This window comes from Klenkia marina, assembly GCF_900101025.1.
In the GTDB taxonomy this organism is placed as follows: Bacteria; Actinomycetota; Actinomycetes; order Mycobacteriales; family Geodermatophilaceae; genus Klenkia; species Klenkia marina.
This window is the reverse complement of record NZ_FMUH01000002.1, coordinates 408,247-424,982: the sequence shown is the minus strand read 5'-3', so window position 1 is coordinate 424,982 and position 16,736 is coordinate 408,247. Positions and strand designations below refer to the sequence as shown.

General features: G+C 74.1%; 17 protein-coding genes. 9 read left to right on the top strand and 8 right to left on the bottom strand.

Going from position 1 to position 16,736, the window contains the following annotated elements:
* Positions 1-81 precede the first annotated feature (81 nt).
* The 4 genes from BLP29_RS07205 (at position 82) to BLP29_RS20945 (ending at position 3,305) form a co-directional block, all read left to right on the top strand.
* The gene (locus tag BLP29_RS07205; RefSeq protein ID WP_243469761.1) at positions 82-735 is read left to right on the top strand and encodes a TetR/AcrR family transcriptional regulator; all 654 of its coding nucleotides are present in this window, start codon (positions 82-84) and stop codon (positions 733-735) included.
* A 51-nt stretch (positions 736-786) separates the two neighbouring features.
* Complete coding sequence (locus BLP29_RS07200) at positions 787-1,074, top strand: lipopolysaccharide assembly protein LapA domain-containing protein (RefSeq protein WP_243469760.1); 288 nt, start codon at positions 787-789, stop codon at positions 1,072-1,074.
* Positions 1,075-1,182: 108 nt separating this feature from the next.
* Positions 1,183-3,027, top strand: a complete 1,845-nt coding sequence (locus BLP29_RS07195; protein ID WP_092801843.1) for an acyl-CoA dehydrogenase family protein — start codon at positions 1,183-1,185, stop codon at positions 3,025-3,027.
* 113 nt (positions 3,028-3,140) lie between these two features.
* On the top strand, positions 3,141-3,305 hold the full coding sequence (locus BLP29_RS20945) for a hypothetical protein (protein ID WP_165839313.1): 165 nt from the start codon (positions 3,141-3,143) through the stop codon (positions 3,303-3,305).
* A 108-nt stretch (positions 3,306-3,413) separates the two neighbouring features.
* Here the strand turns inward: BLP29_RS20945 and BLP29_RS07190 are convergent, their stop codons facing one another.
* The 6 genes from BLP29_RS07190 to BLP29_RS07165 form a co-directional block, all read right to left on the bottom strand.
* Positions 3,414-4,019: a response regulator transcription factor gene (locus BLP29_RS07190; RefSeq protein WP_092801840.1), complete on the bottom strand. Its 606-nt coding sequence runs from the start codon at positions 4,017-4,019 to the stop codon at positions 3,414-3,416.
* A complete protein-coding gene (locus tag BLP29_RS07185; protein WP_207798357.1) occupies positions 4,016-5,194 on the bottom strand; it encodes a sensor histidine kinase in 1,179 nt (392 codons plus the stop codon). Before BLP29_RS07185 ends, BLP29_RS07190 begins: the two co-directional genes overlap by 4 nt.
* 53 nt (positions 5,195-5,247) lie before the next feature.
* Entirely contained in the window at positions 5,248-6,114 is an 867-nt protein-coding gene (locus tag BLP29_RS07180) for an ABC transporter permease (protein WP_092801837.1), read from the bottom strand.
* The gene (locus BLP29_RS07175; protein ID WP_092801834.1) at positions 6,111-7,064 is read right to left on the bottom strand and encodes an ABC transporter ATP-binding protein; all 954 of its coding nucleotides are present in this window, start codon (positions 7,062-7,064) and stop codon (positions 6,111-6,113) included. Before BLP29_RS07175 ends, BLP29_RS07180 begins: the two co-directional genes overlap by 4 nt.
* Before the next feature lie 148 nt (positions 7,065-7,212).
* Positions 7,213-7,749, bottom strand: a complete 537-nt coding sequence (locus BLP29_RS07170) for a hypothetical protein (RefSeq protein ID WP_092801831.1) — start codon at positions 7,747-7,749, stop codon at positions 7,213-7,215.
* 61 nt (positions 7,750-7,810) lie between these two features.
* Positions 7,811-9,142, bottom strand: coding sequence for an MFS transporter (locus tag BLP29_RS07165; protein ID WP_243469759.1), 1,332 nt, complete (start codon positions 9,140-9,142; stop codon positions 7,811-7,813).
* An 86-nt stretch (positions 9,143-9,228) separates the two neighbouring features.
* Here BLP29_RS07165 and BLP29_RS07160 point away from each other — a divergent pair, with 86 nt between their 5' ends.
* Positions 9,229-10,050, top strand: coding sequence for a tyrosine-protein phosphatase (locus BLP29_RS07160; RefSeq protein WP_092801828.1), 822 nt, complete (start codon positions 9,229-9,231; stop codon positions 10,048-10,050).
* 110 nt (positions 10,051-10,160) lie between these two features.
* Here the strand turns inward: BLP29_RS07160 and BLP29_RS20940 are convergent, their stop codons facing one another.
* Both BLP29_RS20940 and BLP29_RS07155 read right to left on the bottom strand, forming a co-directional pair.
* Positions 10,161-10,307 carry a hypothetical protein gene (locus tag BLP29_RS20940; RefSeq protein ID WP_165839301.1) on the bottom strand — a complete coding sequence of 49 codons (147 nt, stop codon included), beginning with the start codon at positions 10,305-10,307 and terminating at the stop codon, positions 10,161-10,163.
* 221 nt (positions 10,308-10,528) lie between these two features.
* Positions 10,529-12,238, bottom strand: coding sequence for a phosphoenolpyruvate--protein phosphotransferase (locus tag BLP29_RS07155; protein WP_092801825.1), 1,710 nt, complete (start codon positions 12,236-12,238; stop codon positions 10,529-10,531).
* A gap of 168 nt (positions 12,239-12,406) precedes the next feature.
* Between BLP29_RS07155 and BLP29_RS07150 the strand changes: the two genes are divergently transcribed.
* From BLP29_RS07150 to BLP29_RS07135, 4 genes are all read left to right on the top strand, one after another.
* The gene (locus BLP29_RS07150) at positions 12,407-13,174 is read left to right on the top strand and encodes a DeoR/GlpR family DNA-binding transcription regulator (RefSeq protein ID WP_092801822.1); all 768 of its coding nucleotides are present in this window, start codon (positions 12,407-12,409) and stop codon (positions 13,172-13,174) included.
* On the top strand, positions 13,171-14,136 hold the full coding sequence (locus BLP29_RS07145) for a 1-phosphofructokinase family hexose kinase (RefSeq protein WP_092801819.1): 966 nt from the start codon (positions 13,171-13,173) through the stop codon (positions 14,134-14,136). The genes BLP29_RS07150 and BLP29_RS07145 overlap by 4 nt, the downstream gene beginning before the upstream one ends.
* A gap of 42 nt (positions 14,137-14,178) precedes the next feature.
* Positions 14,179-16,284: a PTS fructose transporter subunit IIABC gene (locus BLP29_RS07140; protein ID WP_092801816.1), complete on the top strand. Its 2,106-nt coding sequence runs from the start codon at positions 14,179-14,181 to the stop codon at positions 16,282-16,284.
* A gap of 81 nt (positions 16,285-16,365) precedes the next feature.
* Positions 16,366-16,626 carry an HPr family phosphocarrier protein gene (locus tag BLP29_RS07135; RefSeq protein ID WP_092801813.1) on the top strand — a complete coding sequence of 87 codons (261 nt, stop codon included), beginning with the start codon at positions 16,366-16,368 and terminating at the stop codon, positions 16,624-16,626.
* The last annotated feature ends 110 nt before the right edge of the window (positions 16,627-16,736 follow it).

The window sequence follows — 16,736 nt, the reverse complement described above, 5'->3', positions numbered from 1 at the left end:
TACGTATCACGCTCCGTCGCGATGCCGACACACCGGCGTGCCGCGAACCGCTCCGTCACGCAGACGTGCACCATCGCTGACGTGACCGCCGCCATCGACTACTCCGACGCCGCCACCGCCCTCGTGCCGGTGGACCCCCTGGGCGCCCCGCTGCCGGTGCGCCGCAGCCGCGAGGAGCGCCAGGCCATCGTGCTGGACACCGCCGAGCGCCTGTTCGCCGGCCGCAGCTCGCGCAGCGTCGGCATGGACGAGCTGGTGCGCGAGACCGGCCTGGGCAAGATGACGGTCTACCGGCTCTTCAAGAGCAAGGACGACCTGGTCGGCGCCTACCTGTCACGCAAGGCGGCCACGCTGCTCGGGTTCATCGACGCCGAGCTGCACCGCAACGCCCTCGACCCCCGCGGCGCACTGCTGACCATCGTCGACGTCGTCGAGAAGGACGTCACCCGCACCGGCTTCCGCGGCTGCCCGTTCACCAACGTCAGCAGCGAGTACGACGACCCGCAGCACCCCGCCCGGTCGGCCGCCGCGGACTACAAGTACGAGCTGCACATGCGCCTGGTGCACCTGGCCGAGGAGCTCGTGCCCGGCCGCGGCGACGACCTCGCCGCCCAGCTGCACCTGATCATCGACGGCATGCAGCTCTCCGGTGGCCTGCTGGGCCCCGACGGCCCGGCCAGCCACGGCCGCCGCCTGGCCGAGCGCCTCGTCGACGCCGCCGTCACCGGCGCCTGACCCCAGCCGCTGGACGGGCGGACCGACCGGTTGCGCCCTACCGTTCGGGGCGTGACCACCTCGTTCCCCGCCGGCGACCCGACTCCCCCGCCTCCCCCGCCCTCGGCGGCCCCCAAGCGCCGCGGCGGCAGCCTCGGCCGCACCCTGACCGGCGTCCTGCTCGTCGTCGTCACCGTGGTGCTCGTGCTCTTCGTCGTGTTCAACACCCAGACCGTGCGGGTGTCGCTGGTCTTCGGCGTGGTCGACCTGCCGCTGGTCGTCGCCCTGCTGGCCGCGGCCGTGCTGGGCGGTCTGATCGTGGCCCTGCTGTCGATCCGGGCCCGCCGCCGGGACCGCTGACCCGACCGGGCGAGCCACCCTTGCCGCTTGTTACTGGCGAGTAATAGTGTTCGTTACCGGCGGGTAGCAACGGCGCCCGCCGGGACGACGCACGCCGGGAGCACGCACATGGGCCACTACACCGCGGACCTGCGGGACCTCGAGTTCAACCTCCTCGAGTTCCAGTCGACCAAGGACCGCTTCGGCTCCGGCCCGTTCGCGCAGATGGACGCCGAGACCGCCCGCGGCGTGCTCGACGAGGTCCGCCGGCTGGCCGAGGGGCCGCTGGCCGAGAGCTTCGTCGACGCCGACCGCAACCCGCCGGTGTTCGACCCGGTCACGCACTCGGTGACGATGCCCGAGTCGTTCCGGAAGTCGATCAAGGCGATCGACGACGGCGAGTGGTTCCGCCTCGACCTGCCCGAGGAGCTCGGCGGGTTCGGTGCTCCCCCGAGCATGCGCTGGGCCGCCTACGAGATGATCCTCGGCGCCAACCCGGCGGTCTTCATGTACGGCTCCGGACCCTCGTTCGCCACCGTGCTGCACGAGCTCGGCACCCCCGACCAGAAGCGGCTCGCCAAGCTGATGATCGAGAAGAACTGGGGCGCCACCATGGTGCTCACCGAGCCCGACGCGGGCTCCGACGTCGGCTCCGGCCGCACCCGGGCGGTGCAGCAGGCCGACGGCACCTGGCACGTCCACGGCGTGAAGCGGTTCATCACCTCCGCCGAGCACGACATGAGCGACAACATCGTGCACCTGGTGCTGGCCCGCCCCGAGGGGCACGGCCCGGGCACCAAGGGGCTGTCGCTGTTCGTCGTCCCCAAGTTCCACGTCGACCTCGAGACCGGCGAGCTGGGCGAGCGCAACGGCGCCTACGTGACCGGCGTCGAGAAGAAGATGGGCCTCAAGGTCTCCACGACCTGCGAGCTGACCTTCGGCGACGGCCCGGTGCCGGCCGTGGGCACGCTGGTCGGCGAGGTGCACGAGGGCATCGCCCAGATGTTCAAGATCATCGAGCACGCCCGCATGTTCGTGGGCACCAAGGCCATCAGCACCCTGTCGGCCGGCTACCGGGTGGCGCTGGACTACGCGAAGACGCGCGTGCAGGGCGCCGACATGACCGCGACGTCGAAGGACGCACCGCGGGTCACGATCACCCACCACCCCGACGTCCGCCGCTCGCTCATGCTGCAGAAGGCCCACGTCGAGGGCATGCGGGCGCTGTACCTGTACACCGCGACCTTCCGCGACGAGGTGATGGAGGCCGAGGCCGCCGGCACCGCCGACAGCGAGCAGGCCCAGCTGGCCGCCAAGGTCAACGACCTGCTGCTGCCGATCGTGAAGGGCTACGGCTCCGAGCGGGCCTCGCAGCTGCTGGCCGCCGAGTCGCTGCAGACCCTGGGCGGCTCGGGCTTCCTGCAGGACTACCCCATCGAGCAGTACGTGCGTGACGCCAAGATCGACACCCTCTACGAGGGCACCACCGCGATCCAGGGCCAGGACTTCTTCTTCCGCAAGATCGTCAAGGACGGCGGAGTCGCGATCGGCTGGCTGGCGTCGCAGATCCAGCAGACCCTCGACGCGCAGGCCGGCAACGGGCGGCTCAAGGAGGAGCGGGCGCTGCTGGCCACCGCCCTGGACGACGTCCAGGGCATGCTCACCACGATGTTCGGCCACCTGGGCCAGGCCGCGCAGGACATGCGCAACGCCTACCTGGTCGGGCAGAACACCTCGCGGTTCCTGCTCGCGGCCGGCGACCTGGTCACCGCGTGGCTGCTCGTGCGCCAGTCGGAGGTGGCGCTGGCCGCCCTGGCCGGTGAGGTGAGCGAGCGCGACCGGCACTTCTACGAGGGCAAGCTCGCCGCCACCCGCTTCTTCTGCACCCAGGTGCTGCCGAAGCTGACCGCCGAGCGCGCCATCGTCGACGCGACGGACAACAGCCTGATGGACGTCGACGAAGCCGCGTTCTGAGGCCCCTCCCGAGTCGTCGATCTTGCAGAACGGCGACGCCGGCGCGCCGCACCACGGCGTGTCCGCGTTGCCGTTCTGCATGATCACGGGGCGGGGCGGGCAGTGAGCGACGCATGACCGACCCGATAACGAACCCGGCCGACTCCCCCTCCGACGAGAACCTGGTCGACGGCCGCCCCGGCGACACCGCCCCCGACCGCGGCGCCGACGACACCACGCTGACCACGGACGACCAGGCCCAGCGCGACGCCGACGTCGTGGAGCCCGACAACTCGTGACCCCACCCCGGCGTTGATCGTGCAGAACGGCAACACCGGCACGCGGGTGGGCGGCGCGCCGGCGTTGCGCTCCTGCACGATCGACGGCGGGCCCGGCGGCGGGTGGGCTCAGATCCAGCCGTGGCGGCGGGCGGCGTCGACGGCGGCGTGGCGGTTGGGGGCGCCCAGCTTCCCGGCGGCCGAGGACAGGTGGTTGCGCACCGTGCCCACCGACAGGTGCACCTTCGCCGCGATCTCCTCGACCGGCGCACCACCCGCGGCCAGCTCCAGCACGTCGGCCTCGCGCGGGGTCAAGGGTGAGTCGCCGGCGCTGATCGCCTCGGCGGCCAGCTCGGGGTCGACGTAGCGCCCGCCGCCGTGCACGGTGCGCACCACGTCGGCCAGCACCGTGGCGTTCACCGTCTTGGGCAGGAAGCCGCGCACGCCTGCGCTCAGCGCCCGCTTGAGGTGCCCGGCCCGCCCGTGCCCGGTCACGATGACCACGCCGCACCCGGGCAGCGCCTCGGCCAGCTCGCCGGCCACCGAGATGCCGTCGCGGTCGGGCATCTGCAGGTCCAGGACGGCCACGTCGGGCCGGTGCGCCCGCGCCATGGCCAGCGCCTCGTCGCCGGAGGCCGCCTGGGCGACCACCTCGACGTCGTCCTCCAGGCCGAGCAAGGTCGCCAGCGCCGTGCGGATGAGGTTCTCGTCGTCGGCCAGCAGCAGCCGGATCACGCCGGCACCTCCCCCACCAGCACGAACGCGCTGTCCCGGCGCTCGGCGGTGAGCCGGCCACCGGCGGCGGCGAGCCGCTCGGCCAGGCCGGTCAGCCCCGAGCCCCACGCGCCGACGTCGCCGCGCACGTCGTTGGTCACCGTCAACCGCACCTCCGCACCGTTCCTGGTCACGGCGATGGTGCACGTGCCGCTGCCGTGCCGCAGCACGTTGGTCACCGCCTCGCGCACCACCCAGCCGAGCACGACCTGGGCCTCCTCGGCCAGGTCGACGTCCTCCCCGGTCACCGTGCAGTCGATGCCGGCCGCGCGCAGCACCGACCGGGCACCCGCCAGCTCCGAGCGCAGGTCGACCGCCCGGTAACCGCGCACCACCTCGCGCACCTCGGCCAGCGACGACCCGGCCAGCGCCCCGATGGCGGCGACCTCCTCGGCGGCCTCGGGTCGGCCCCGGCGCACCAGCTGCTCGGCCAGCTGCGACTTGACGGCGATCGCCGACAGGTTGCGGCCCATGACGTCGTGCAGGTCGCGGGCGAAGCGCAGCCGCTCCTCGGCGACGGCCAGCTGGGCCTGCACGCCGCGGGCCCGCTCCTGCTCGCGCACCACGTCGAGCAGCCACACGCTGAACCGGAAGGCCCCCATGAACGCGCCCAGGGCGACCCCGATCGACAGCGCCACCACGACACCGCCCACCGGCGGCGAGCCGCGCAGGACGGCGAGCACCCCGGACAGCACCGCCGCCAGGCCCGACCAGCCCAGCAGCGTGCGGTACGGGGTGGTCACCGACAGCGACACGATGACCGCGGCCGAGACGATGGCGAGGTACCAGGGCCCGGTGGGCGTCGGCACGCCCTCGGGGGTCCGGGCGTCGGTGAGCAGCAGGCCCAGCCCGACCGTGGCCGCACCGGCGACCACCGCCGCGGCCAGCGGTCCCCGCGGGACGACGCCCCGCCGGAAGCCGGCCTCGGTGACCGCCGAGCAGGCGACCGCGGTGGTCAGGGCGGCCACCGCCAGGGCGACGTCCCACAGCGGGCCCCGGCTGCGGTGGGTGGAGACCGTCGCCACCAGCAGCAGGAACGGCATCCCCAGCAGGGTCACGTGGAACGACCAGCGGGTGTAGATCTCGATCCGGTCGGTGTCGGAGCGGCTGCTCCACCAACGCGTCAGGCCCGGCACGGCAGCCATGCTGCCGTGCCGGGCCCGAGCCGCGCGAACAGGGCGGCGAACCGTCACCGGCGGGGCGCCCAGCGGAAGCCGCGGCGGGCCAGCAGGGCGGCGACCACGATCCAGGCCACCAGCAGACCGGCGGGGAACGCGGCCCAGGTCCAGACCGAGACGTCGCCGACCGGGTCGCCCTCCCACGTGGTGCCCGAGAAGCCCAGGTGCAGCAGGTCCACGACCGGGGTGACGGGCAGGAAGCGGGCGATGTTCGCCAGCCCCTCGGGCAGCACGGACAGCGGGAAGAACAGGCCGGACAGCGCGGAGGAGACCAGCACGATCGGCAGCGTCGTGATCTGCGCGGACTCGGCGGTGCGGGTGAAGCCGGTGCTCGCGATCGCCAGCAGCACCATGAGCACGAGCCCGCCCAGGACGGCGCCGACCACCAGCAGCGGCTGCACCGGCGCGGTCCACTCGCCCAGCGCCACGACGCCGGCGGTCACCAGCAGCAGCTGGCCGACCGTGACCAGCAGCGTGGGCACCGCGGTGGCCGTGAGCACCTCGCCGTCGGAGAGCTCGCCGGTGCGCATGCGCTGCAGCACGAGGTCCTCGCGGCGGGCCACGTAGGTGGTCACCAGGTTGTAGTACGTGAGGTAGACCAGCGAGATCACCACGGCGGCGGTGAGCATCGTCGGCCCGACGCCCACCTCGCCGCCGCCGATGCCCAGCGCGGGCACCGCGGCGACCAGCAGCAGCGGCATGAGCACGGAGTTGAAGACGGCGGTGCGGTTGCGCAGCAGCAGGCGGGCCTCGGCGGTGGCCGCGGCGCGCAGCCGGGCGATCCGGGACGGTGCGGTGGGGTTGGCGGTGCTCGTGGCGGTGGTCATCGGGGTCTCCTCCGGGGTGTGCGGACGGCGGGTGGCAGCGGGTGCGGTCATGCGGGCACCTCGTCGTGGTCCCCCGCACGGCCCTCGGCGACGGCGAGGAAGGCCTGCTCGAGCGACGCGGCGGTGGCCTGCAGGTGGCGCAGCACCACGCCGTGCTCGGCGGCCCAGGCCAGCACCTCGGCGAGCACCGGCTGCAGCGCCCGCGTGTGCCACTCGTGCCGGGGGCCGGCGGCCACGACCTGCACCCCGTCGGGCACCGGCAGTGCGGGGGCGTCGTCGTCGAGGGTGAACCGGACGACGGCCGGCTGGGTCTCCGCGATCTCCTCCTGGGTGCCCGAGAGCACGATGCGGCCGGCCTTGAGGATCGCGATGCGGTCGGCGAGCTCCTCGGCCTCCTCCAGGTGGTGGGTGGTGAGCACGACCGCGGTGCCGCCGTCGACCATGTCCTGGACCAGCCGCCAGACCTGCCGGCGGCTCTCGGGGTCCAGCCCGGTGGTCGGCTCGTCGAGGACGACGACCTCGGGCTGCCCCAGCACGGCCAGCGCGAGGTCCAGCCGGCGCCGCTCGCCGCCCGAGAGGCTGCGCACCCGGACGTCGGCCCGTCCGGTCAGCCCGACCTGGGCCAGCGCCTGGCCGGGGTCGCGCGGGGTCGTGAGGGTCCCTGCCCAGCTGCGCACGGTCTCGGCGACCGTGAGGTCCCCGGGCAGGCCCGAGCTCTGCAGCAGCATGCCCATCCGGGCCCGGACGGCGGCGCGGTCGCGCACGGGGTCGGCGCCGAAGACGCGCACGGTGCCCCCGCCCGGCGCGGCCAGGCCCTCCAGCACCTCGAGCGCCGAGGTCTTGCCCGCGCCGTTGACGCCGAGCAGCGCGAAGACCTCGCCGGGCCGCACCTCGAAGGAGATGCCGCGCACGGCCTCGAAGTCGCCGTAGCTGCGGCGCAGGTCGGTCACCTCGACGGCGAGCGCGGTGCCGGTCGGGGGTGCTGCGGTGAGGGTCTGCATCGTCGTCCTCCTGGGGTGGCCTCTGCGGTCACCCCCGACGTTGCCCGCCCCCCGGCCCCCGGGCAGGTGCCGACTCTCACGACCTGGCGGCCCCTGCGCACGGGTCACCCATGAGGTTCCTCAGGGGTGTGCCGTGCCCCGCGGTCGGTCAGGCACCGTCGCAGGAGAAGAAGAAGTACGCGGTGCCGTCCAGGATCGCGGCGTGCAGGTCGGCCGAGTAGCCGTCGGTCGTGCCGCGGAAGGTCTGGGTCACGTCGACGGGCAGCACGTACACCTCGCCGCTGGGCTCCAGGCCGGCGTAGCGCCCGAGGTCCGCGCCGAGGGTCCAGCCGTCGTCGGGGACCATGCTGTCGGTGTCGGCCACGTAGTCGACCGTGTAGCCGTCCTCGAGCCCCGCACCCCGGAACGCGCTGAGGCACTCATCGGCGGTGTAGGTGAACTCCGGGTGGTTGTGCTCGGCCATGTACTCGGCGTGCTCCGCGAGCCCCGAGCGGCTGGACCGCGAGAGGCCGTCGAAGAGGTCCGCCACCGCCGCTCGGTCGGCGTCCGAGGGACCCGCGCTCGACGGCGCCGTCGGTGCGGACGGCGCCGTCGGCGCGGCGGGGCTGGCCTGACCCGCGACGGTGGTGCTGCAGGCAGCGAGCAGGAGCACGGCGGGCAGGCCGAGCAGGGCGGTGCGACGCATGGGGACCCCCGTGAGCTGTGCGGTCCCGGCACGGTAGCGCCGGGGCCCGGTCAGATGGGGACTAGGGGATGACCCGGTCGGCGTCGGCGGCGCGCAGCCGACCGCGCAGGGCCAGGACGGTGAGCCCGGCGACGAGCATCATCGCGCCGACCACCCACAGCCCGGCCCGCGAGCTGCCGGTGGCGTCGAGCAGGAACCCGGTGATGTAGGGCGCCCCGAACCCCGAGCTGTTGCCCAGCGTGTTCACCAGCGCGATGCCGGCGGCGGCACCGGCCCCGGCCAGGAAGGTCGAGGGCAGGTACCAGAACACCGGTAGCGCGCAGAAGACCCCGACCGCAGTGACGGTGATGACCGCCATCGTGGCCAGCGGCGACTCCATGTACAGCGCGACCGGGATGCTCACCGCCCCGAGCAGCGCCGGCAGCGCGACGTGCCACACGCGCTCGCCGGTGCGGTCGGAGTGCCGGGACCAGAACACCATCGCCACCGCCCCCACGGCGAAGGGCACCGCGACGATCAGCCCGTTCTCCAGGATCGAGAAGCTGGTGTCGAAGCTCTCGGCGAACCCCGCGACGATGGTGGGCAGGAAGAAGCTCAGCGCGTAGAGGCCGTAGGTGACGCCGAAGTAGACGACGCCCAACGCCCACACCCGGGGGTCGCGCAGCGAGTCGCGCACCCGGTGCTTGCCGGTCGCCTCGGTGGCCTGCTGCTCGGCGGCCATCGTGTCGTCGAGCCAACGGCGCTCGTCGGGGGCCAGCCAGTCGGCGTCCCCCGGGCGGTCGGTCAGGTAGAACCACGCGGCGACACCCAGCAGGACGGCGGGCAGCCCGAGCACCAGGAACATGACCCGCCACCCAGCGAGGCCGAACAGGCCGTCCCAGTACTGCAGGATCGCCCCGGCGATCGGCGCGCCCAGGGCGCTGGAGGCCGGCAGCGCGATCATGAACAGCCCGGTCAGCCGCACCCGCACCGAGCGGGGGAACCAGAACGTCAGGTACAGCATGATCCCGGGGAAGAACCCGGCCTCGGCGATGCCGAGCAGGATGCGGAACGCGTAGAGCATCGGCGCGTTCTGCACGAAGGCCATCGCGGCGGCGATCAGGCCCCAGGTGACCAGGATGCGGGCGATCCAGCGGCGGGCGCCGAAGCGGTGCAGCGCGATGTTGCTGGGCACCTCGAAGAGCAGGTAGCCGATGAAGAACAGGCCGCTGGCCAGGCCGAACATGGTCTCGGTGAGCCCGAGGTCCGCGCTCATCGTCAGCTTGGCGAAGCCGATGTTGGTGCGGTCGACGTAGTTGAGGAAGTACGCCAGGCCCAGGAACGGGATCAGCCGGACGGCGACCTTGCGCACCACCCGGGCCTGCATGCCTGCGTCGCTCTGCTCCGCGGTCAACCGACACCCCCGATCACCGGCCACCCCGTCGTGGCCGCGACCCACCCTAGGAGCCGCGACCGGACGGGGCTGGTTGGATCGCGGGCATGGTCGACGCCCGCTGGATCCCGCTCGCCGGCACCGCCAACACCCGAGACCTGGGCGGGCTCCCCCTGGCCGGCGGCGGAACGACGGTGCCCGGGCGGGTGCTGCGCAGCGACGACCTGCAGGAGCTGACCCGCGGCGACGTCGAGCTGCTCACCGGGCAGCTCGGGCTCACCGACGTCGTCGACCTGCGCACCAGCGCCGAGGTGCGCATGGAGGGCCGCGGTCCGCTGCGCGAGGTCGGCTCCGTGACCCACCGGCACTTCTCGCTGATCCCCGAGGTCGGCGAGTACACCGACGTCTTCGCCGACGACGACGCGGCCGACGTCGAGGTGCCCGAGGACTGGGTCGAGACCCTGCTCCCCCGCACCGCCGCCCCCGGCGACGAGGACGAAAGCCCGTCGGTCAAGGCCTACCTGGGCTACCTGTCCGACGGCGCGGACAACGTGGTCGGCGCACTGCGGGCGGTGACCACGGCCCCGGGCGCGGCCGTGGTGCACTGCGCGGCCGGCAAGGACCGCACCGGCGTGGTCTGCGCGCTGGCCCTGTCGGTGGCGGGGGTGGCACCCGAGCTCGTGGTCGCCGACTACGCGCAGACCGCCGAGCGCATCGAGGGCGTGGTCGCCAAGCTGGCCGCCCGGCCCACCTACGCCGAGGACATGACCCGGCGCGACGTGGCCAGCCACACCCCGCGGGCGGAGACCATGCGCCGGGTGCTCGAGCTGCTCGACGAGCGGCACGGCGGGGCAACCGGCTGGCTGACCGCGCACGGCTTCGGCGCCGACGACCAGGCCGCCCTGCGCGCCAAGCTCACCCAGGCCTAGCGGCCCCCTCGCAGGGGCCCGCGGCGCGCGGAGCGCGTCGTGGGGGCGAGGGGGTCCTTCTGCCCGCACTCCCTGGTGGGAGTCGGGGTCGAGTGCTGTGGGTGCTGGTGTCAGCGCATCACGCTGGTGAACTGGCTGCTGTTGGCCAGGGTCAGCAGGTCGTCGCGCATCGCGGGGCTGCTCGACCGGGCGAGCGCCTTGTCCAGAGCCCGACGGGTCCGCGACGCCTCACGACGCTGACGCCAGGTGCTGGTCACGCTGCTCATGGTGATTCCTTCTCTCGGTGCTGTTCGTGGTAGGTGCACCCCTACTAAAGCAGGCGACCCCTGGTTTGTTCCAACGGAACACAGGTGATGTCGGCCATTGATCTACGAATGTTCACCCGAGGGGGTCAGGAACCTACGAATGGTGTCCGACACCACAACGCAGACGACCCCCGCACACCCGAGGTGTGCGGGGGTCGTCTGCTCCCGGCCGCTCAGGCGGCGTCGAGCACCTCGCGGACGGCGGCGCGCGCGGTCTGCGGGTCGTCGGCGGCCAGCGCGACCTCGGCCGCCCGCTGGCAGGTCGCCAGGGTGACGGTGCCGAGCTTGGCGCCCACCCCGGCCACGGACGAGGCCGCGCACGACAGCGACGTGATGCCCAGCCCGACCAGCACGCAGGCCAGCAGCGGGTCGGCGGCGGCCTCGCCGCAGACCCCGACCGGCTTGCCCGTGCGCTGCCCGGCCTCGGCGGTGAGCTGCACCAGCCGCAGCAGCGCCGGCTGCCACGGGTCGGTGAGGTCGGCCAGGTCGCCGGAGAGCCGGTCGGCGGCCAGCGCGTACTGCGACAGGTCGTTGGTGCCGATGGACAGGAAGTCCAGGTGCTCGAGGAAGCGGTCGGCCAGCAGGGCCACCGAGGGCACCTCGACCATGACGCCGGGCACCAGCCCGCGCTCGCGCACCAGGGCGGCGAACTCGGCGGCCTCGGCCACGGTGGACACCATCGGCGCCATCACCCACGGGGTGCTGCCGGTGGCCTGCGCGGCCTGGGCCACGGCGTCGAGCTGGCGGGTGAGGATGCCCGGGTTCAGCCGGGTGGTGCGCAGCCCGCGCACACCCAGGGCCGGGTTGGCCTCGTCGGCCGGGGTGGCGAAGGCCAGCGGCTTGTCCGAGCCGGCGTCCAGGGTGCGCAGCACGACCTTGCGGCCGGCGAAGGCCTCGAAGACCGCGGCGTAGCCCTTCGCCTGCTCCTCGACCGAGGGCTCCTCGCTGTGGCCGAGGAAGGCCAGCTCGGTGCGCAGCAGCCCCACGCCCTCGGCGTGCGCCTCGGCGGCCGCCCGCGCCCCGGCGCCGTCCTGCACGTTGGCCAGCACCTGCACGGCGTGCCCGTCGGCGGTGGTGGCCGGACCCTCGTAGCCGGCCAGCGCCTCGGCGGCCTGCTCGGCCGCCGCCACCCGCTGCTGCGCGTCGGCCGGGTCGGGGTCGACGGTGACGGTGCCCTGCTCGCCGTCGACCAGCACGACCGCACCCTCGGGCACGTCGTCCAGACCGCCGACGGCCACGACGCAGGGCAGCCCGAGCTGGCGGGCGATGATCGCGGTGTGGCTGGTGGACCCGCCGAGCCGGGTGGCCAGCGCCACCACGCGGGTGGGGTCGAGGCCGGCGGTGTCGGCGGGCGCGAGGTCGTCGGCCAGCAGCACCGACGGGGTGTCGGGGTTGGTCACGCCCGGCTCGCTCTGCCCGGTCAGCTCGGCGACGATGCGGTCGCGCACGTCGTTGACGTCGGTGACCCGCTCGGCCATGAGGCCACCCAGGCTGGCGAACAGCTCGGCGAACTGCTGGGCCGCGCCCACCGTGGCCACCGCCGCCGACGCGCCGGCCTCGATGCGCTGCTCGACGGTCGACAGCAACCCACGGTCCTTGGCCAGGCCGGCCGTCGTCTGCAGCACCGCGGCGCTGACCCCGCTGGCCGCCGCCGCCCGCTCGGTCAGCCGGCCGGCCACCACCTCGGCCGCGGCCGTGAAGCGGGCCCGCTCGCCCGCACGGTCGGCCTCGGCGACCGGGGCCTCGTCGTCGGCGGGCAGCTGCACCGCGCCGTGCGGGCGGATGACCGGACCGAGCGCCACACCGGGGACGACGGGGGTGCCGGTGAGCACCGTCGGGCCGTCGGCGTCGGGGGTGGTGACGACGGGGGTGGTGGACGACATCGAGGTGGACCTCATCTCTGCGCGGGCGGCGGGCGGTGGCCCGGTGACCAGCGTCACCGGAAGGTCTTGACTTGTCAACAAAGCGGACGTAGAACAACACCAACACAAATCCGAAGCAACATGATCGGGCACCTCGACGTGACCCGTCCGACAGCACGAGGGGGTGGCATGTACGCCGAGGAGCGCCAGCAGGCCATCGCCGGCCTCGTGACCCAGCGGGGGCGCATCGCCGTCACCGCCGTCGCCGAGCGGTTCGGGGTGACCACCGAGACGGTGCGCCGCGACCTCGCCGTCCTCGAGCGGTCGGGGATGCTCCGCCGGGTGCACGGCGGCGCCGTCCCCACCGGGGCGCTCACCGTGCTGGAGCCCGGCCTGGGCGAGCGGCGCAGCACCCGCACCGAGCACAAGCGGCGCATCGCGGCGGCCGCCCTGGACTACGTGCCCGCCGCCGACGGCAGCCTCATCCTCGACGGCGGCAGCACCACCGCGGCGCTCGCCGAGGTGCTGCCCGCCGGCCGCCGCCTGCTGGCCGTCACCAACTCGGTGCCCATCTCGCACCGGCTCTCGGTCGCCCCGGGCATCAGCCTGCACGTGCTCGGCGGCCGGGTCCGCGGCATCACCCAGACCGCGGTCGGGGAGACCACCGTGGCCGCACTGGCCGACCTCAAGGCCGACGTCGTCTTCCTCGGCGCCAACGGGGTCACCGGCGCGCACGGCTTCACCACCCCCGACGAGACCGAGGCCGCCTCCAAGCGCGCCATGGTCCGGGCCGCCCAGCAGGTGGTGGTGCTCGCCGACAGCAGCAAGCTCGGCCGCGAGCACCTGGTCCGCTTCGCCGGCGTCGACGACGTCGACGTCCTCATCACCGACGACGAGGCCGACCCGGACGTCGTCTCCGAGATCGAATCGCACGGGATCGAGGTCCGCACCGCATGATCGTGACCCTCACGGCCAACCCCAGCCTGGACCGCACGCTGGCGCTGCCCGGTCCGCTCGAGCGCGGCAGCGTGGCGCGCCTGGCGCCCAGCAGCACCGAGCCCGGCGGCAAGGGCGTCAACGTCTCGCGGGCCGTGGCCGCGGCCGGCGCCGACGTCGTGTCGGTGCTGCCCGCCGCCGCCGACGACCCCATCGTGCGGGCGCTGCAGTCGCTCGGGCTGCGGCTGGCCACCGCGCCGATCGCGACCCCGGTGCGCACCAACTACACCCTCACCGAGCCCGACGGCACCACCACCAAGCTCAACGAGCCCGGGGCCACCCTCGACGAGGCCACCCGCACCGCCCTGGCCGCCGCCGTCGTCGAGCACGCCGCCGGCGCCCGCTGGGTGGCGCTGTGCGGTTCGCTGCCGCCCGGTGCGCCGCAGGACTGGTACGCCGACCTGGTGCGGGCGGTCCGCCCCACCGGCGCGCGCATCGCCGTCGACACCTCCGAAGCGCCCCTGCTGGCCCTGCTGGCCGCCGGGCCCGACGCCGCCCCCGACCTGCTCAAGCCCAACACCGAGGAGCTCGCGCAGCTGGCCGGGGTGAGCGAGGCCGAGGTCGTCGCCGACCCCGACGCCGCCCTGGCCGCCGTCGCCACCCTGCACGAGCGCGGCGTCCGCGAGGTGCTGCTCACCCTGGGCGCCGACGGAGCGCTGCTCTCGACCGCCGACGGCGATCTCGTCTCCGCCCGCCCCCCGGCGATCACCGTGCGCAGCACCGTGGGCGCCGGGGACTGCAGCCTGGCCGGCTACCTGCTGGCCGACCTGGCCGGCGCCTCGCCCGCCGACCGGCTGCGCAACGCCGTCGCCTACGGGGCCGCCTCGGCGTCCCTCCCCGGATCCGCCGTCCCCACCCCGAGCCAGGTGGACGGTGCCGCAGTACAGGTCGTCCCCGGCTCCGCACCGTCCCTCTCCCACTGATCCAGACCCTCGAGATCCTTCTTCCAGACCAGGAGCAACCCCGTGTCCGCACTCATCACCACCGAGCTGGTGGCGCTCGACGTCAGCCCGGGCGCTGACAAGACCGCCGTCATCCGGCAGCTCTCCGAGCTGGTCGCCGGCAGCGGCCGGGCCACCTCGGCCGAGGGCCTGTACTCCGACGCCATGGACCGCGAGGCCAAGGTGGCCACCGGCCTGCCCGGCGGCATCGCGATCCCGCACTGCCGCTCGGCCGCGGTCACCGAGGCCTCGCTGGCCTTCGCCCGGCTGCGTCCGGGTGCCGACTTCGGCGCCCCCGACGGCCCGGCCGACCTGGTGTTCCTCATCGCCGCGCCCGAGGCCGGCGACGCCGACCACCTGACGCTGCTCTCGTCGCTGGCCCGCGCGCTGGTGCGCCCGGAGTTCGTGGCCTCGCTGCGCAACGCCTCCTCCGCGCAGGAGGTCGTCACCCTGGTGCAGGACGTCGTCTCCCCCGCGCCGGCGGCCACCACCCCCGCCGCCCCCGCGGCCACCCCCGCCGCCGCGGCCCCGGCCGCCACCGACGGCCCGACGCTGGTCGCGATCAGCGCCTGCCCGACCGGCATCGCGCACACCTACATGGCCGCCGACAAGCTGGCCGCCGCCGCCCGGGAGATGGGCGTCGAGCTGCACGTGGAGACCCAGGGCTCCTCGGGCGCCACCCCGCTGGACCCCTCGGTCATCAGCAAGGCCGCCGCGGTGATCTTCGCCGTCGACGTCGGCGTCCGGGACCGCGAGCGGTTCGCCGGCAAGCCGGTCGTGCAGTCGGGCACCAAGCGGGCCATCCAGGAGCCCGAGGTCATGATCCGCGAGGCCCTCGCCGCCGCCCAGGACCCGAACGCCCGCCGGGTGCCGGGCGGCTCGGGCGCCGAGGCCTCCACCGCGTCCTCCGGCGGGGGCGCCGGGGTGGGTTCGGAGATCCGCCGCTGGCTGCTCACCGGCGTCAGCTACATGATCCCGTTCGTCGCCGCCGGCGGTCTGCTCATCGCCCTGGGCTTCCTGTTCGGCGGGTACCGGATCGTCCTGGGCGACCCGGCCTCGGACGCCGGCCAGAGCTACGCGCTGAACTGGGCGCTGAACAACAGCTTCTTCAACCTCCCCTCGACCGCCGACGCCGGCCAGGGCCTCAACGACGGCCTGCTCGGCTACCTCGGCGCCCTGTTCACCGTCCTCGGCCAGGCCGCCTTCGGCTTCCTGGTGCCCGCGCTGGCCGGCTACATCGCCTACGCCATCGCCGACCGTCCGGGCATCGTCCCCGGCTTCGTGGTCGGTGCGGTCTCCGGCACCGTCGGCGCCGGCTTCCTCGGCGGCCTGGTCGGCGGCATCATCGCCGGGTTCGCGGCCAAGTGGATCTCCGGCTGGAAGCTGCCCGCGGGCGTCCGTGGCCTGCAGCCGGTCGTCATCATCCCGCTGCTGGCCACGGTGATCTCCAGCGGCATCATGGTGCTGTTCCTCGGCCAGCCGCTGGCCGCCGCGCTGCGCGGTCTGGGCAACTTCCTGACCGGCCTGTCGGGCTCCTCGGCCATCCTGCTCGGGATCATCCTCGGCCTGATGATGTGCTTCGACCTGGGCGGTCCGGTCAACAAGGCGGCCTACGTCTTCGCCACCACGGGCATCGGCGTCGCCGACCCGAGCCCCGCGGCGCTGCGCATCATGGCCATCGTCATGGGCGCCGGCATGGTGCCCCCGCTGGCCATGGCCATCTCCACCACCATCCGCAAGCGCCTGTACACCCAGGCCGAGCGGGAGAACGGCAAGGCGGCCTGGCTGCTCGGTGCCTCGTTCATCTCCGAGGGCGCCATCCCGTTCGCCGCGGCCGACCCGCTGCGGGTCATCCCCTCGATGATGCTCGGCGGAGCCACCGCCGGCGCCCTCATCGCGGCGTTCGACGTCGAGCTGCGGGCACCGCACGGCGGGGTGTTCGTCTTCTTCGCGATGACGAAGTTCGTCCTCTTCCTGCTCGCGGTGCTGATCGGCGCGGCCGTCGGCGCCGTCGCCGTCACCGTCGCCAAGAGCATCGGTCGCAAGCCCGAGGCGGCGCCGGCCGAGGCCACCGAGGCCGCCATGGCGGGGTCGTCCACCGCCACGGGTGCCGCGCTCAGCAAGAACTGACAGGATCGACCCCGACACCGGGGCGCGGGCGGTGATCCCGCCCGCGCCCCGCACTCACTCGACGCAGAGGAGAGCACCTCGATGCCCAGCAAGACCGTGACCGTCGGTTCCGCCGTGGGTCTGCACGCCCGCCCCGCCGCCCTGATCGCCGAGGCCGTCGGCAAGGCCGGGGTGCCCGTCACCCTCGCCACCCCGGGTGGCAACCCGGTCGACGCCGGCTCGCCCCTGATGATCATGACCCTGGGCGCCAAGAAGGGCGCCGAGGTCGAGGTCAGCAGCGACGACGAGGCCGTCCTGGCCGAGATCGCCGGCATGGTCGAGCGCGACCTCGACGCCGAGTAACAAGCTCCGCCACGACGGCCCCCTCCCCGCAGCTGCGGGGAGGGGGCCGTCGTCGTCCCGGGCCACCCAGATCGGGGTGCGCGGGGCCTCCGGGGCGCCCACGAGCCCCC

Coding starts and splice junctions, on each gene's coding strand:
- BLP29_RS20945 (WP_165839313.1), top strand. CDS start 3,141: ATGACCGACCCGATAACGAACCCGGCCGACTCCCCCTCCGACGAGAAC.
- BLP29_RS07180 (WP_092801837.1), bottom strand. CDS start 6,114: ATGACCGCACCCGCTGCCACCCGCCGTCCGCACACCCCGGAGGAGACC.
- BLP29_RS07195 (WP_092801843.1), top strand. CDS start 1,183: ATGGGCCACTACACCGCGGACCTGCGGGACCTCGAGTTCAACCTCCTC.
- BLP29_RS07145 (WP_092801819.1), top strand. CDS start 13,171: ATGATCGTGACCCTCACGGCCAACCCCAGCCTGGACCGCACGCTGGCG.
- BLP29_RS07170 (WP_092801831.1), bottom strand. CDS start 7,749: ATGCGTCGCACCGCCCTGCTCGGCCTGCCCGCCGTGCTCCTGCTCGCT.
- BLP29_RS07175 (WP_092801834.1), bottom strand. CDS start 7,064: ATGCAGACCCTCACCGCAGCACCCCCGACCGGCACCGCGCTCGCCGTC.
- BLP29_RS07160 (WP_092801828.1), top strand. CDS start 9,229: ATGGTCGACGCCCGCTGGATCCCGCTCGCCGGCACCGCCAACACCCGA.
- BLP29_RS07135 (WP_092801813.1), top strand. CDS start 16,366: ATGCCCAGCAAGACCGTGACCGTCGGTTCCGCCGTGGGTCTGCACGCC.
- BLP29_RS07150 (WP_092801822.1), top strand. CDS start 12,407: ATGTACGCCGAGGAGCGCCAGCAGGCCATCGCCGGCCTCGTGACCCAG.
- BLP29_RS07155 (WP_092801825.1), bottom strand. CDS start 12,238: ATGTCGTCCACCACCCCCGTCGTCACCACCCCCGACGCCGACGGCCCG.